The 14871-nt window shown below is 70.7% G+C and carries 11 protein-coding genes; 10 read left to right on the top strand and 1 reads right to left on the bottom strand.

The features are described 5' to 3' along the window. The first annotated feature begins 114 nt into the window (after positions 1–114). The 8 genes from ACZ7CF_RS22425 to ACZ7CF_RS22390 all read left to right on the top strand — a co-directional run bounded on the left by ACZ7CF_RS22425 (position 115) and on the right by ACZ7CF_RS22390 (position 12784). On the top strand, positions 115–1128 hold the full coding sequence (locus ACZ7CF_RS22425; RefSeq protein ID WP_470370472.1) for a LacI family DNA-binding transcriptional regulator: 1014 nt from the start codon (positions 115–117) through the stop codon (positions 1126–1128). Between the two features lie 243 nt (positions 1129–1371). After that, a complete protein-coding gene (locus ACZ7CF_RS22420) occupies positions 1372–3123 on the top strand; it encodes an RICIN domain-containing protein (protein WP_470370471.1) in 1752 nt (583 codons plus the stop codon). A gap of 46 nt (positions 3124–3169) precedes the next feature. After that, positions 3170–4675 carry an arabinofuranosidase catalytic domain-containing protein gene (locus ACZ7CF_RS22415; protein ID WP_470370470.1) on the top strand — a complete coding sequence of 502 codons (1506 nt, stop codon included), beginning with the start codon at positions 3170–3172 and terminating at the stop codon, positions 4673–4675. Positions 4676–4831: 156 nt separating this feature from the next. Next, positions 4832–7411: a glycoside hydrolase family 9 protein gene (locus ACZ7CF_RS22410; protein WP_470370469.1), complete on the top strand. Its 2580-nt coding sequence runs from the start codon at positions 4832–4834 to the stop codon at positions 7409–7411. A 247-nt stretch (positions 7412–7658) separates the two neighbouring features. After that, positions 7659–8744, top strand: a complete 1086-nt coding sequence (gene chvE, locus ACZ7CF_RS22405; RefSeq protein ID WP_360389333.1) for a multiple monosaccharide ABC transporter substrate-binding protein — start codon at positions 7659–7661, stop codon at positions 8742–8744. A gap of 27 nt (positions 8745–8771) precedes the next feature. Beyond that, positions 8772–10277: a multiple monosaccharide ABC transporter ATP-binding protein gene (gene mmsA / locus ACZ7CF_RS22400; protein WP_360389857.1), complete on the top strand. Its 1506-nt coding sequence runs from the start codon at positions 8772–8774 to the stop codon at positions 10275–10277. Further along, positions 10274–11494 carry a multiple monosaccharide ABC transporter permease gene (gene mmsB / locus ACZ7CF_RS22395; protein ID WP_360389336.1) on the top strand — a complete coding sequence of 407 codons (1221 nt, stop codon included), beginning with the start codon at positions 10274–10276 and terminating at the stop codon, positions 11492–11494. The genes mmsA and mmsB overlap by 4 nt, the downstream gene beginning before the upstream one ends. Before the next feature lie 192 nt (positions 11495–11686). Further along, the gene (locus ACZ7CF_RS22390) at positions 11687–12784 is read left to right on the top strand and encodes an aldose epimerase family protein (RefSeq protein ID WP_360389338.1); all 1098 of its coding nucleotides are present in this window, start codon (positions 11687–11689) and stop codon (positions 12782–12784) included. 69 nt (positions 12785–12853) lie between these two features. Here ACZ7CF_RS22390 and ACZ7CF_RS22385 read toward each other — a convergent pair whose 3' ends face one another. Further along, positions 12854–13612, bottom strand: coding sequence for a helix-turn-helix domain-containing protein (locus ACZ7CF_RS22385; protein ID WP_470370468.1), 759 nt, complete (start codon positions 13610–13612; stop codon positions 12854–12856). Positions 13613–13686: 74 nt separating this feature from the next. Here ACZ7CF_RS22385 and ACZ7CF_RS22380 point away from each other — a divergent pair, with 74 nt between their 5' ends. Both ACZ7CF_RS22380 and ACZ7CF_RS22375 read left to right on the top strand, forming a co-directional pair. Then, positions 13687–14499 carry a phytanoyl-CoA dioxygenase family protein gene (locus ACZ7CF_RS22380; RefSeq protein WP_470370467.1) on the top strand — a complete coding sequence of 271 codons (813 nt, stop codon included), beginning with the start codon at positions 13687–13689 and terminating at the stop codon, positions 14497–14499. Further along, entirely contained in the window at positions 14496–14762 is a 267-nt protein-coding gene (locus ACZ7CF_RS22375) for a hypothetical protein (RefSeq protein ID WP_470370466.1), read from the top strand. Before ACZ7CF_RS22380 ends, ACZ7CF_RS22375 begins: the two co-directional genes overlap by 4 nt. Positions 14763–14871 lie beyond the last annotated feature (109 nt).

The following is a 14871-nucleotide window of genomic DNA, read 5'->3' as shown; positions in this document are numbered from 1 at the left end:
CGGTTCGATTTTCGAGCAGCCGCGCCAACGTAGCCGTCTCGGCTGACCGCGTGCAAGAGGCGGTGGCCTACAGTGTCGACTGTCGAATCGGTTCCTTCGACGAGGGGAAGCGGCATGAACATCGGCGAGATCGCCCGGCGGGCCGGGGTCTCCCGCAGCACCGTGTCGTACGCGCTGAGCGGCAAGCGGCCGGTGTCCGCGGCGACCGTCCGGCGGATCAACGACGTCATCGCCGAACTCGGCTTCCGGCCCAACGCCAGCGCCCGCGCCCTCGCCGAGGGCCGCACCAGGACGCTCGGCCTGGTGATCCCGCCCGCGAGCACCCGGCTGACCGACGTGCAGCTGAGCTTCGTCGCGAGCGTCGTCGAGGCGGCCGCCGCGCACGACCACGACGTGCTGCTCTCCCCCAGCGGCGGCGACCACGACCGCTCGTTCGACCGCGTGGTGACCGGCCGCAGGGTCGACGGGGTGATCTTGATGGAGATCCTGCTGCACGACCCGCGCGTCGAGCGCCTGACCAGCACCGGCCTGCCGTTCGTGACGATCGGCCACGTCGCGGACCCGGCCGCCTCCTGGTGGGTCGACGTCGACTACGGCGGCCTGATCAGCCGCTGCGTGCGGCACCTCGCCGACCTCGGGCACCGCGACATCGTGCTGGTCAACCGCTCCGCCGAGCTGGTCGCGTCCGGCTACGGCCCGGCGGTGCGCGCGACGGCCGCGTTCCTGCGGACCGCCGCGGAGTGTGGCCTGACCGCCCACGACGTGTGCTGCTCCGACGACCCGGCCGCCGGCGTGGCGTGCTTCGAGCAGATCCGGGCGGACTGGCCGGAGGTGACGGCGGCCGTGACGATCAACGAGGCCGCACTGCCCGGCGTGCAGCGCGCGTTGCACGCGGCCCGCCTCGACGTGCCCCGCGACTTCTCGCTCACCGGCGTGATCGCCGACCGGCTCGCCGAGGACTTCCACCCGCCGCTGACCGCCGCCGACGTGCCCGCGGGGCAGATGGCACGGCTCGCGGTCGACCTGCTGCTGGAGCAGATCGCCGACCCGGCGGCCACGCCGCGGCACGCGCTGCTGGCGCCGTCGATCACGCTGCGGTCGAGCACCGGGGCGCGCCGGAGCGGCTGAGCCTCGACCTGCGGTCGGCGCGCGGAACGGGCGGTCCGGTCAGGGCGCCTCTGCGGGACGAACGGCGCGGCTCACCGCGCTGCGGCCGAACCGGTTCGACCCACGAGCCTCTTGCCCGGAACTCCGCTGTGCGCGTACTTTCACTCCTCGATCGAACCGGTTCGAGTCTCCGTCGCCCCTGACCCGTTACGGAGCCCACCCATGGTTCACCGACGAACCCGCACAGCCCTCTTGGCGGTACTCGTGTCAGCCTTCGCGTTCACCACCCCTGCCCAGGCTGCGAACGAGGCCATCAGCGTCGACTTCGCCACGACCACCGGCACCCCCGCCCAGCGCGCCTCCGGCTGGATCTACGGCATGACGGAGAACGCCGCGGGGCCCGCCGACCACTTCTTCCGCGACGTCAAGTTCCGGTACATGCGCGCAGGTGGTGCGCAGCTCGACAGCCCTGGCGGCTGGGTTTCGGGCAAGTACGAGCGCCGCTGGAACGCCACCAGGGCGCAGTTGTTGCGGACACGCGCACTGGGCGGTGAGTTCGTGCTGCTGCCCCACGACCTGTGGGGCGCGGACGGCTACCCGATCTCACGCTTCCCCGGCGACAACGGCAACTGGACCGACTACGACAACTTCCTCACCCGCGTGATCGACGACGTCCGGGCGACCGGCGTGCCGGTGCAGTGGGACCTGTGGAACGAAGCCAACATCACGACGTTCTGGAACCGGTCGCAGGCGCAGTACTTCGAGCTGTGGCGCCGCACGTACCAGCGCGTCCGGGCGGCGTTCCCCGCGCACCTGATCGTCGGGCCGAGCCACGCGGGCGTGCCGTCCACCGGCGGCTGGTGGGTGCAGTACCTGGACTTCGTGCGCGCCAACAACGTCGTGCCCGACGTCTTCAGCTGGCACGCGCTGCCCGGCGACCCGGTCGCCAACGTCGCCACGGCGAACGCGACGCTCGACGCGCGGGGCATCCCGCACCCGCGGCCGTACCAGATCAACGAGTACGGCGCGTCGAACGAGCAGAACCCCGGCGACGGGGCGTGGTACATCGCGCGGCTGGAACGCGCCGGTGCCGACGGGCTGCGCGCCAACTGGGCCAGTGCGGGCAACCTGCACAACGACCTCGGCAACCTGCTGGTGCGCAACGCGGCCGGGCAGCACCAGCCCAAGGGCGAGTGGTGGGTCTACCGGTTCTACGCCGGGCAGACCGGCCAGAGCACCGCCACCACGCCGAGCCAGTCCTACGACTCGTTCGCCACCAAGGCCAACGGTGTCGCGAAGGTCCTCATCGGCGGCGGCAGCACGACCGGCAACGTCGCGGTCACGTTGCAGCGCCTGGACACCACGACCGGGATCGTGCAGAACAACCAGGTCCGCGTTCTCGTGCAGCGCATCCCGCACAACAACGGCGGTGCGGTGCAAGGTCCGGTCACCGTGCAGAACTCCGTGGTGTCGTTGTCCGGCAACGCCGTCACGGTCACCGTGCCGCACAACGACGTCAACGAGACGTCCACGATCACGCTGCTGCCGCCCGGCTCGGCCGGGTTCCAGACCGTGGCCGCGGCGCAGCACTCCCAGCAGTGCCTGGACAACACGAACCTGAGCACCGCCGACGGCAACCAGCAGCAGCAGTTCCCCTGCGAGGGCGGTGACCAGCAGCTGTGGAACTTCACGCCGGTCGCGGGCGTGGCCGACACCTTCACCGTCGCCAACCAGCAGTCGGGCAAGTGCCTGGACGTCTCCTCGGCCGCGGACGGTGCCCCGGTCGTGCAGCAGACCTGCGCGCCGGGGTCGACCGCCCAGCAGTTCACGGTGCGCAGGGTCACCTACAGCGGCAACGACCCGCACGACCACCAGCTCGTGGCGCGTGCCAGCGGCAAGTGCGTGGACGTGAACGGCGTCTCGACCGCGGCGGGCGCCCGGACCATCCAGTGGACGTGCAAGGCCGTGAACCAGAACAGCCAGCTCAACCAGACCTGGCGGCTCTGGGGCCGGTGACGGTCCCCGCCGGTCTCCGATCCCCCACAACGCAGTGGAGCGGCTCATGACAACGACCCGAACCAGCCCGAGGCGCGTTCTGCACGCGGCACTGGGCCTGTCCCTCGCGCTGGCCGTCCTCCCGGTCGGCTCAGCGGCGTCAACTCCCGCGGCGGCACCGGCACCGGTGGCGGCAGCGGCCACCGGGACGTGCGACATCTACGCGTCCGGTGGCACGCCCTGCATCGCCGCGCACAGCACGGTGCGAGCGCTTTACGGCTCCTACGGCGGAAACCTCTACCAGGTCCGGCGTTCGTCGGACAGCACGACGCGCGACATCGCCGTGCTGACCGCGGGCGGCAACGCGAACGCGGCCACGCAGGACGCGTTCTGCGCGGGCACCACGTGCGTGGTCACGGTGGTCTACGACCAGTCCGGCCGCGGCAACGACCTGTGGTACCAGGGGTCCGGCGTCGTGCCCGGCTCGCCGCAGAGCAGGCCGGCCGTCGCGACGTCCGAGGCGCTGACCGTCGGCGGCGACAAGGCCTACTCGCTCTACATCAACCCCGGCAACAGCTACTGGCGCGATGGCCACCTGACCGGCGTCCCCACCGGCAGCGCGCCGGAGGGCATGTACATGGTCACCAGCGGCACGCACGTCAACGGCGGCTGCTGCTTCGACTACGGCAACAGCGAGACCACCCGCAAGGCCGACGCGGCCGGGGCGATGGACGCCATCAACTTCAGCACGCAGTGCTGGTTCGGCGGCTGCCAGGGCACCGGTCCGTGGGTGCAGGCCGACCTCGAGTGGGGCCTCTTCCCCGGCGGCAGCCAGTCGTGGAACCCGAACCAGCGGGCGTTCCCCACCAGGTTCGTCACCGCCATGCTCAAGAACAACGGCACCACGCGGTTCGCGCTCAAGGGCGGCAACGCGCAGAACGGCACCATGACGACGTTGTGGGACGGCTCGCTGCCACCGGGCTACAGCCCGATGAAGAAGCAGGGCGCCATCATCCTCGGCAGCGGTGGTGACTGCTGCAAGCCCGACGGCGGCGCGAACCTCAGCGCCGGCACGTTCTACGAGGGCGCCATGGTGGCCGGATACCCCTCCGACACGACCGAGAACGCCGTGCAGGCCAACATCATCGCGGCCGGGTACGGCACCGGCGGTGGCGGCGGTTCCACCGGACCGGTGCGCGCGCTGGCCGCCGGCCGGTGCCTCGACGTCAACGGTGCGAGCACCGCCGTCGGTGCGGCGGTGCAGATCTGGGACTGCCACGCGGGGGCGAACCAGACGTGGACGCGCACCGCGTCCGGCCAGCTCACCGTCTACAGCGGATCGACGCTCCGCTGCGCGGCACCGCAGAACAACCAGTCGGCGGCGGGCACGGCGGTGGTGACCGCGACCTGTGACGGCAGTGCGAACCAGCGCTGGACGGTCAACGCCAACGGCACGATCACCGGTGGTTCCGGACTCTGCCTGGACGTCAACGGCGCCGCGACCGCCAACGGCACCAGGGTCGTCCTGTGGACCTGCCACGGCGGCGCCAACCAGCAGTGGACGTTCGGCTGACGCAGCCCGGTTGCTGCAGGTGGAGCAGGAGCGGCCGTCCGGGTGACGCCGCCAGGTCAGGGCTGAACGGGGCTTGCCGATGACGACGGGACCACCCTACGGTCTCCTGGGAGCGCTCCCAGAAGCCCCGTCGACGAGGACGGAGAACCTCACGAGATGAGATCGCAACCCCCACGCCTGTTCGTTGCCGCCCTGCTCACGGCGCTCACCGCGACCGCGCTGCCGGCAGCGGGCACCGCCGAGGCTGCGGAGTACGAGCGCGTGCTCAACGGGAAGTTCGACAGCGGTTCCGCCGACCCGTGGTGGAGCAGCGCCGGTGTGACGAACCGGGTGACCGGCGGCGAGCTGTGCGCCGCGGTCACCGGTGGCACCACGAACCCCTGGGACGCGCTGGTCGGCCAGAACGGTGTGCCGTTCGAGGCCGACCAGCCGTACACCCTGTCGTTCGACGCGCACGCCACCACCGCGCAGACGGTGGCCGCGGCGGCCGGTGAGGCCGTGAGCCCGTACCGGGGCATCGCCCGGCAGGAGTTCGCGGTGACGCCGACGAAGCAGCGGTTCAGCTTCACGTTCACGTCCAGCCTGGACTTCCCGGACGCGGGCAACGGCCAGGTCGCCTTCCAACTGGGCGGCCAAGCGGCCGACAACACCGTCTGCGTCGACAACGTGTCGCTCGTCGGCGGCGTGAAGCCGCCCGGTGGCGTCAACCCCAACCCGACCAGGAAGGTGCAGGTCGACCAGGTCGGCTACGTGCCGGGCCTGCCGAAGCGGGCGACGCTCGTGTCCACCGCGACCACGCCGCAGACGTGGACGCTGAAGAACTCCGCGGGTGCGGCCGTGGCCACCGGCCAGACCGTGCCCAAGGGTGCGGACGTGACGTCCGGCGACTCGGTGCACCAGATCGACTTCTCGTCGTACGACACGGCGGGCACCGGGTACACGCTGGTGGTCGGGTCGGACGCCAGCTTCCCGTTCGACATCTCGGCCGACGCGGTGAAGCGGCTGCGCTACGACTCGCTGGCGTTCTTCTACCACCAGCGCAGCGGCACGCCGATCGACGCGCAGTACGTGGGCGAGCAGTACGCGCGCCCGGCCGGTCACGTGAACGTCGCGCCGAACCAGGGCGACAACAACGTGCCGTGCCGCGCGGACCTCGCCTGCGGCTACACGCTCGACGTGCGCGGCGGCTGGTACGACGCGGGCGACCACGGCAAGTACGTGGTCAACGGCGGCATCTCGGTCTGGCAGCTGCTCAACTCCTACGAGCGCGCGTCCCGCATCGGTGACGCCTCGGCGTTCCGCGACGGCACGCTCGCCATCCCGGAGAAGTCCAACGGCGTGCCCGACCTGCTCGACGAGGCCCGCTGGGAGGTCGACTTCCTGCTGAAGATGCAGGCACCGGACGGCATGGCGCACCACAAGGTCCACGACGCCAACTGGACGGCCCTGCCGACCCGCCCCGAGCTCGACGACCAGCCGCGCAGGCTGTCGGCGACCAGCACGGCGGCGACGCTGAACCTGGCGGCCGTGGCGGCGCAGGCGTCCCGCCTCTGGAAGTCGATCGACGCCACGTACTCGGCGAAGCTGCTCACCGCGGCCCGCAAGGCGTACACGGCGGCGAAGGCCAACCCGAACAAGATCGCGGACCCGAACGACGGCACCGGCGGCGGCGCCTACAGCGACAGCACCCTGACCGACGAGTTCTACTGGGCCGCTGCCGAGCTGTACGCGACGACCGGCGAGGCCGCCTACCGCACCGACGTGACCGGCTCCACGCACTACAAGGGCGCCAGCCTGACCAGGGCCGGCTTCTTCTGGGGCGGCACGGCGCCCCTGGGCGACATCACCCTCGCCCTGGTGCCCACCGGCCTGCCCGCCGCGGACGTCGCGGCGATCAAGTCGGCGTTCGCCACCGTGGCCGACCAGCACCTGGCCGCCATGGCCCAGATGGGCTACGCGACGCCGTACGACAACAGCGTCGACGGCTACGTCTGGGGCTCGAACTCCGCAGTGCTGAACAACGCCCAGGTGATCGCGCTGGCCCACGACTTCACCGGAGCGGACAAGTACCGCGACGGCGTCTTCGAGGCCCTGCACTACCTCCTCGGCCGCAACCCGCTGAGCACCTCGTACGTGGCGGGCTACGGCGACCAGGCCGTGCAGAACGTGCACCACCGCTTCTGGGCCAAGCAGAACGACCCGACCCTGCCGATCGCACCGCCGGGCTCCCTGTCCGGCGGCCCGAACAGCGGCTTGCAGGACCCGATCGTCCAGCGCCTGCTCACCGGGTGCCCGCAGCAGAAGTGCTGGGTCGACGACATCGGCGCCTACTCGGTCAACGAGGTCGCGGTGAACTGGAACTCGGCGCTGGCCTGGGTGTCCGGCTGGGCGGCCGAGAAGTCCGGCAAGCCGCCGGTCCCCGTCTCGGACTGCGAGGTCACCTACACCGCGAACAAGTGGCAGGGCGGCCTGTCCGCGCAGGTGGCGCTGAAGAACACCGGCACCACCGCGTGGACGGAGTGGAAGCTCGGGTTCGCGTTCCCCGGCGACCAGAAGGTCACCGCCGGCTGGTCGGCGAACTGGACCCAGACCGGCAAGGACGTGGCCGCGACGAACATGTCGTGGAACAACCGGGTCGAACCGGGCAAGTCGGTCTACATCGGGTTCAACGCCTCCGGCGGTGGAGCCGACCCGGCGGCCTTCACGATCAACGGCAAGGGCTGCAAGACCGGCTGACCCCCGAGGGGGCCGGCCCGGTCGACCGGCAGGACGAAGCGCGCCCGCTACCGCAACCGCGGTGGTGGGCGCGCTTTCGTGCCGGAGGGACGGCGTGGACCACCAATCGAGATACCCGGACAACCGTCCTGTGAGCGCTAACAGCCACTACCTGCGGTTATCAACCTGTCACTTGACTGGCCCATTGTTAGCGATAACACTCGCCGCCTACAGCACTGTTGCCTGTCGGTGACATCGAGGAGAACCAATGAGGCTTGTCCGGATCGCGGTCACCACCGCACTCGCCGTCTCCCTCGCGGCCTGCGGTTCAACGGAGAAGACAGTCGATCAGCAGACCGGCTCGGGGGAAGGCGCACTCGTCGGCATCACGATGCCCACCCGGTCGTCGGAGCGGTGGGTCCGCGACGGCGACAGCCTCAAGAAGTCGCTGGAGGCCAAGGGGTACAAGGTCGACCTGCAGTACGCCGAGGACAGCATCCCCACGCAGGCCAACCAGATCGAGAACCAGATCACCCAGAAGGCCAAGCTGCTGATCATCGCGTCGATCGACGGCAAGTCGCTCAGCTCGCAGCTGCAGCAGGCCGCCGACGCGAAGATCCCGGTCATCTCCTACGACCGGCTCCTGCTCAACACCCCGAACGTCGACTACTACGCGACGTTCGACAACTACAAGGTCGGCGTGCAGCAGGCGAACTCGCTGCTGGCCGGGCTGAAGACCAGGGGCGAGGGGCCGTTCAACATCGAGCTGTTCGCCGGGTCGTCCGACGACAACAACGCGACGTTCTTCTTCAACGGCGCGATGTCCGTCCTCCAGCCGCTGATCGACCAGGGCAAGCTCGTCGTGAAGTCGGGCCAGAAGGACTTCAACACCGTCGCGATCCTGCGCTGGGACGCGGCCACCGCGCAGCGGCGCATGGAGGACCTGCTCACCTCGACCTACGGCAGCGCCAAGGTCGACGGCGTGCTGTCGCCCTTCGACGGCATCTCGATCGGCATCATCTCCGCGCTCGGCAGCAACGGCTACGGCACCGGCGGCCAGGCGCTGCCGATCGTGACCGGGCAGGACGCCCAGGTCGCCTCGGTGAAGTCGATCATCAAGGGCGAGCAGTACTCCACGATCTTCAAGGACCTGCGCCAGCTCACCGACGTGGCCGCGAAGATGGCCGACTCGCTGCTCAAGGGCGGCAAGCCGGAGGTCAACAACACCACGGACTACAACAACGGCGTCAAGGTCGTGCCGGCGTTCCTGCTCCAGCCGGTCCCGGTGGACAAGGCGAACTACCAGAAGGAACTGGTCGAGTCCGGCTACTACACCGCCGACCAGCTCAAGTAGGTCCCGGTGAACGACGACGTCCTGGTGATGCGCGGCATCACCAAGAGGTTCGCGGGTGTCACCGCGCTGCACGAGGTCTCGCTGACCGTGCGGCGCGGTGAGATCCACGCGATCTGCGGGGAGAACGGCGCGGGCAAGTCCACGCTGATGAAGGTGCTGTCCGGGGTGCACCCGCACGGCACGTACGACGGGGAGATCCTCTTCGAGGGCGAGCCGTGCGCGTTCGACGGGGTGCGCGACAGCGAGCGCCGCGGCATCGTGATCATCCACCAGGAGCTGGCGCTGTGCGGTCAGCTCTCCGTTGCCGAGAACCTGTTCCTGGGCAACGAGAGGGCGCGGCGCGGGCTCATCGACTGGAACCGCACCAACCACGAGGCCCAGGTGCTGCTCGACCGGGTGGGGCTGCGGGAGAACCCGACCACCAGGGTCGACGACCTCGGTGTCGGCAAGCAGCAGCTCGTCGAGATCGCCAAGGCGCTGTCGAAGGAGGTCAAGCTCCTGATCCTGGACGAGCCGACCGCCGCGCTCAACGACGACGACTCGCAGCACCTGCTCGACCTGCTCGACGGCCTGCGGGACGAGGGCATCACCTCGGTGATCATCTCCCACAAGCTGGGCGAGGTCACCAGGGTCGCCGACACGGTCACCGTGCTGCGCGACGGGAAGACGATCGAGACGTTGCCGGCGAAGGGCCTCAGCGAGGACCGGATCATCGCGGGCATGGTCGGGCGCGACCTGGAGCACCGGTTCCCGCCGCGCACGCCGGACATCGGCGAGGAGGTGCTGCGCATCGAGGACTGGACGGTGCACAGCCCCGCCCAGCCGGACCGGGTGGTCGTCGACAGGGCCACCCTGTCGTTGCGGCGCGGGGAGATCGTCGGTCTCGCCGGCCTGATGGGCGCCGGTCGCACGGAGCTCGCCATGAGCGTGTTCGGCCGTTCCTACGGCGTGGGCATCTCCGGGCGCGTGGTCAAGGAAGGCCGGGAGATCGACACGCGCACCGTGCGCGCCGCGATCGACCACGGGCTCGCGTACGTGAGCGAGGACCGCAAGCGCTACGGGCTCAACCTGATCGACAACGTGCAGCGCAACGTCTCCGCCGCCGCGCTGGGCAAGCTCGCGCGCCGCGGCTGGGTGAACGAGAACGAGGAGAACTCGGTCGCCGAGCGGTTCCGGCGGTCGATGGGCATCCGGACCGCGTCGGTGTCGACGCCGACCGGCACGCTGTCGGGCGGCAACCAGCAGAAGGTCGTGCTGGCGAAGTGGATGTTCACCGACCCGGACGTGCTGATCCTGGACGAACCGACGCGCGGCATCGACGTCGGCGCCAAGTACGAGATCTACTCGATCATCAACGACCTGGCAGCGCAGGGCCGCGCGGTGCTGGTGATCTCCTCGGAGCTGCCGGAGCTGCTCGGCCTGTGCGACCGCGTGTACGCGCTGTCGGAGGGCCGCATCACCGGCGAGGTGAGCCGCGAAGAGGCCACGCAGGAACGCCTGATGCAATACATGACGCGAGGACAAGGTTCATGACCACGAAGACCGCGCCCGCTCCGGCCACCGCGCCCGCAGCACAGCCCCGGCGGTTCTCGATCAACCTGCGGCAGTCGGGCATCTACGTCGCGTTCGCGTTGATCGTCGTGCTGTTCACCGTGCTGACCGGCGGCGACCTGCTGCAGCCGCAGAACATCTCGAACATCATCGTGCAGAACTCCTACGTGCTGATCCTCGCGATCGGCATGATCCTGGTGATCATCGGTGGGCACATCGACCTCTCGGTCGGCTCCACGGTGGCGCTGACCGGAGCGATCTGCGCGGTGCTGACCGTCCAGTGGGGACTGCCGTGGCCGGTCGCGGTGCTGGTGACGCTGCTCGCCGGCGCGCTCATCGGTGCGGCGCAGGGCTACTGGATCGCCTACTTCGGCATCCCCGCGTTCATCGTGACGCTGGCGGGCATGCTCGTGTTCCGCGCGCTCACCATGTCCACGCTGGGCAACCAGGGCATCGGCCCGTTCCCCGACGAGATCCGGGCGCTGTCCAACGGGTTCACCGGCGGCTACCTCGGCAACATCGGCCTCGGCCCGCTGGGCGGCGCCGACCTCGTGAGCCTGCTCGCCGGGCTCGCCTGCGTGGCCGGGTTCGCGTTGTCGCAGTGGCGCAAGCGGTCCGCCCGCCTCGGGTACGGCCAGACCGTCGACCCGATGCCGGTGTTCGTGCTGAAGATCGTGGGCGTGGGCGTCGTCGTGATGGCCGTCGTCGTGCAGCTCGCCCGGTTCCGCAACCTGCCGTGGGTGCTGGTGCTGCTCGCGGCGCTCACGCTCGGCTACTCGCTGATGGCCGGCAACTCGGTGTTCGGACGGCACATCTACTCGATCGGCGGCAACCTGCAGGCCGCCACGCTGTCCGGTGTGAAGGTCAAAGCCGTCACGTTCTGGGTGTTCGTCAACATGGGCGCGCTGGCCGCGCTCGCCGGTGTGATCTTCGCGGGCCGGCTCAACCAGGCGGGCCCGACCGCGGGCGCGTCCTTCGAGCTCGACGCCATCGCGGCGGCGTTCATCGGCGGCGCGGCGGTGCAGGGCGGTGTCGGCAAGGTGGTCGGCGCCATCACCGGCGGCCTGATCATGGGCGTGATCAACAACGGCATGTCGCTGATCGGCTCGCCCAGCGAGCGCGTGATGCTCGTGAAGGGCCTGGTCCTGCTCCTGGCGGTCGCCTACGACGTGTGGACCAAGCGCCGCGGCCGCGCCTGACCCTCCTCGGGGCCAAGGGCACCGGGCGCTCCCCGGCGGGGACGGCGTGCGCCGGGAGGCGACGACCGACAAGATGACCTTCGACGGGGTCGGCACGACCAAGCCGGTCGTGCCGACCCCGGAGAGCGTCGCACCACAGCGGATCCGGCAGCAGCACTGCCGGGCCCTGTTCAACTGATCCAGAGGAGTTCGATGTCGCAGCGGGAGCCCGGGCTCGGCCGTGAGCTGTTCGGCCGGCTCGGTGACGCCGACGTGCACCGGTACGTCCTGGCCTGGCCGGGTGGCCTGACCGTGCGGGTGCTCGACCTCGGTGGCGTGGTCCAGTCGGTGGAGGCACCGGACCGGCGGGGTGTCCCCGGCAACGTCGTGCTCGGGTTCTCCTCGCTCGACGAGTACGCCGCGAACAACCGGCCGGGCGCGTCCAGGGTGTTCCTGGGCGCGCTGGTCGGCCGGTACGCGAACCGGATCGCGGGCGGGAGGTTCACGCTCGACGGCACGACCTACCACCTGCCCGTCAACAACGGCCCGAACACGCTGCACGGCGGTCCGGCGGGCTTCGACACCAGGGTGTGGTCCGCGACCGAGCTGCACGAACCGGACAGCGTGGGACTGCGGCTCGAGCTGGTGAGCCCGGCGGGCGACCAGGGCTTCCCGGCGACGGTGTCCGCCGAGGTCACGTACCGGCTGAGCCGCGACAACCGGCTCTCCATCACCTACGGGGCCACCGCGAACGCGCCCACCGTGCTGAACCTGACCAACCACACCTACTGGAACCTGGCCGGTGAGGGCAACGGCGACGTGTACGGGCACGCGCTGCGGCTCAACGCGAGCCGGTTCTGCCCGGTCGACGACACGCTGATCCCGCAGGGCGACCCGGTGCCGGTCGAGGGGACGCCGTTCGACTTCCGCGAGGCGACGCCGATCGGTGCCCGCGTCGACGGCCCCGACCCGCAGCTCGTCCTCGGCGGGGGCTACGACCACAACTGGGTGCTCGACGACTGGGCGCCGGGCAACCCGCCGGCCCTGGCCGCGCAGGCCGACGACCCGGTGTCCGGGCGGCGGCTGACCATGTGGACCACCGAGCCGGGCGTGCAGTTCTACTCGGGCAACTTCCTCACCGCGGAGCTGGTCGGCACCGGCGGCCGGCCCTACCACCGCGGCGCCGGGTTCGCGCTGGAGGCCCAGCACTTCCCCGACTCGCCGAACCGGCCGGACTTCCCCAGCACCGTGCTGCGGCCGGGCGAGGTGTACCACCAGGAGACGGTCTACCGGCTGTCCACGGTGGACTGAGCGAGCGGACCGCGCAGGCGTCGTCGCACGCGCGGTCCCCGGACGACTTCCCCGCGGAGCTCGACCGGATCAGCCGCCGCCCGTGCTGACGCGGCGCAGCCTCGTCGGTGCCGCACCGAGCTCACGGCGGCACACCTTGTTGAACGCCTGGAGGTCCGGGATGCCGACCGCCGCGGCGACGGCGGTGACCGACAGGGTCGACTCGGTGAGCAGGTGCCGGGCCCGTTCCGCACGCCGCCGGCGCACGTAGGCAACGACGGTCTGGCCGGTGCGGGCGCGGAACAAGCGCGTGAGGTGGTTGTGCGACACCCCGGCCACCCGCGCGATCCCGGCCACGGACAACGTCCCCGCGAGGTGGGCCTCCACGTGCGCCACGGCCACCGCGAACGGGTCGGGGCGCTCCGGCGGGGCGGCGTCGGTCAGCTGCCACAGCACGGTCCACAGGTGCGCGGTGGCCCGTGCCGGGGCCGCCGCCAGCGCACCGCGCAGCAGGCGGGTGATCGGTGTCCTGTTCGGACCGGGGTCCTGCATCACCGGCGCGGTGCGGCGTTCGGGGCTGTCCGGCAGGCGCAGGTGGGCGTAGAGGTGCTCGGACCGGCCGCGGTAGTGGAAGCGCACCTCGGTGTCCGGCGGGACGAGGCTCGCGTGGCCGGGTGCGATGCGGTGCCGCGTGCCACCGACCTCGAGCACGCCCTCGTAGCCGTACAGGTGCAGCTGCCACAGGTCCGGCAGCCGGAAGACGTCGGTTGGCGCCATGACGCCGTGCACGCCCACCCCGGCGTCGGCCATCACCGGCGCCTCACCCAGGGGCAGCACGACCTGACGCACGAGGTGAAAACCTACCAGCAGTGGGTGATTTCAACCCACGCCTCATGCTCCGGGGGCGGCCTAGGTTCCGTTGCATGCCAACACCTCCACTGCTCACCTCGGTGCAGCTGGCCCGGTTCGCCGCCCAGGGCTACCTGCGGCTGGACGCGGTCGTGCCGCCGGAGCTGAACCGGCTCGCGCTGGACCGGCTCCCGTCCGGTGTGCCCCCGGTCCCCCACGGCACCCCGCTCGCCGACGCCTACACCGGATCGTGGCCGCGGCAGCTCGTGGACCTGCCCGTCGTCGCGGGTGCGCTGCGCTCGCTCGTCGGGCCGTCGCCGACCGTCGACCACCACGCGGTGCACGTCCGCGAGCCGCACGAGGGGCACGCCCAGGCGCTGCACGGTGACGCGATCATCGACGTCCGCCCGGACGCGTTCGACGTGCAGCTCATGTACTACCCGCAGGAGGTGACGCCGGACATGGGCGGCACGCTCGTCGTGCCCGGCAGCCACCTGCGCCGCACCAACGAGAGCGACACCGGCCGCTACCAGAACCTGCGCGGCCAGACCCGCCTGACCTGCCCCGCCGGCACCGTGCTACTGCTGCACCACGGCATCTGGCACGGCGGCCGCCGCAACGACAGCGCCGTGCGCCGGTACATGTTCAAGATCCGGTTCAACCCGACCGTGCCGCAGGTCCGGCTGTGGGACACCGCCGACCTGGACGACCCCGCTGTCGGCGAGGAGCTGGGGCGGTACTTCCCCTGGTACGAGATGGCCACCGCCCGCCTGGAGGTCTACCAGCGGGTGCGGTTGTGGCGTGCGCTGACCGGCGACCCGGAGTTCGACGTCGAGCACTGGGTCACCCGCGTCACGAACCGCCCGGCGCAGCGGGGGCGGGCATGAGCGCGCGGCAGCAGGTGCTGGTGCTGTACCTGGCGTCGTCCGCGCTCGACTCGCACGTCGTCGGGTGGTCGCGCTACGACGGCACCGGTGCGACGCAGCCGACGACCGGCGACTCGGACGAGCCGCCGTACCCGGACGGGGTGGCCGCGTTGCGCGACGGCTGGCGGTTGTTCCAGGCCGCGCAGCTGCTGCCGCCCCATCCAGGCGGCGAGTACGACGTCTCTTTCCTCAAACACGAGTTCTTCTTCGAAAAACTCCCCTGACTCCCCTGCCTTTCCCGCATCTGCAAGTACCACCAACTCATGATCGAACCGCCTCTGACCACACCCAACTCGGTCGCCACCCACGAGGCTCCGCGCCACGCCGTGAACC

This window comes from Lentzea sp. NPDC036955 (assembly GCF_055608005.1).
The sequence above is the reverse complement of the archived record's forward strand: the minus strand, read 5'-3'. Positions and strand labels throughout refer to the sequence as shown.

Coding starts and splice junctions, on each gene's coding strand:
- ACZ7CF_RS22380 (WP_470370467.1), top strand. CDS start 13,687: ATGCCAACACCTCCACTGCTCACCTCGGTGCAGCTGGCCCGGTTCGCC.
- chvE (WP_360389333.1), top strand. CDS start 7,659: ATGAGGCTTGTCCGGATCGCGGTCACCACCGCACTCGCCGTCTCCCTC.
- ACZ7CF_RS22410 (WP_470370469.1), top strand. CDS start 4,832: ATGAGATCGCAACCCCCACGCCTGTTCGTTGCCGCCCTGCTCACGGCG.
- mmsB (WP_360389336.1), top strand. CDS start 10,274: ATGACCACGAAGACCGCGCCCGCTCCGGCCACCGCGCCCGCAGCACAG.
- ACZ7CF_RS22415 (WP_470370470.1), top strand. CDS start 3,170: ATGACAACGACCCGAACCAGCCCGAGGCGCGTTCTGCACGCGGCACTG.
- ACZ7CF_RS22390 (WP_360389338.1), top strand. CDS start 11,687: ATGTCGCAGCGGGAGCCCGGGCTCGGCCGTGAGCTGTTCGGCCGGCTC.
- ACZ7CF_RS22425 (WP_470370472.1), top strand. CDS start 115: ATGAACATCGGCGAGATCGCCCGGCGGGCCGGGGTCTCCCGCAGCACC.
- ACZ7CF_RS22375 (WP_470370466.1), top strand. CDS start 14,496: ATGAGCGCGCGGCAGCAGGTGCTGGTGCTGTACCTGGCGTCGTCCGCG.
- mmsA (WP_360389857.1), top strand. CDS start 8,772: ATGCGCGGCATCACCAAGAGGTTCGCGGGTGTCACCGCGCTGCACGAG.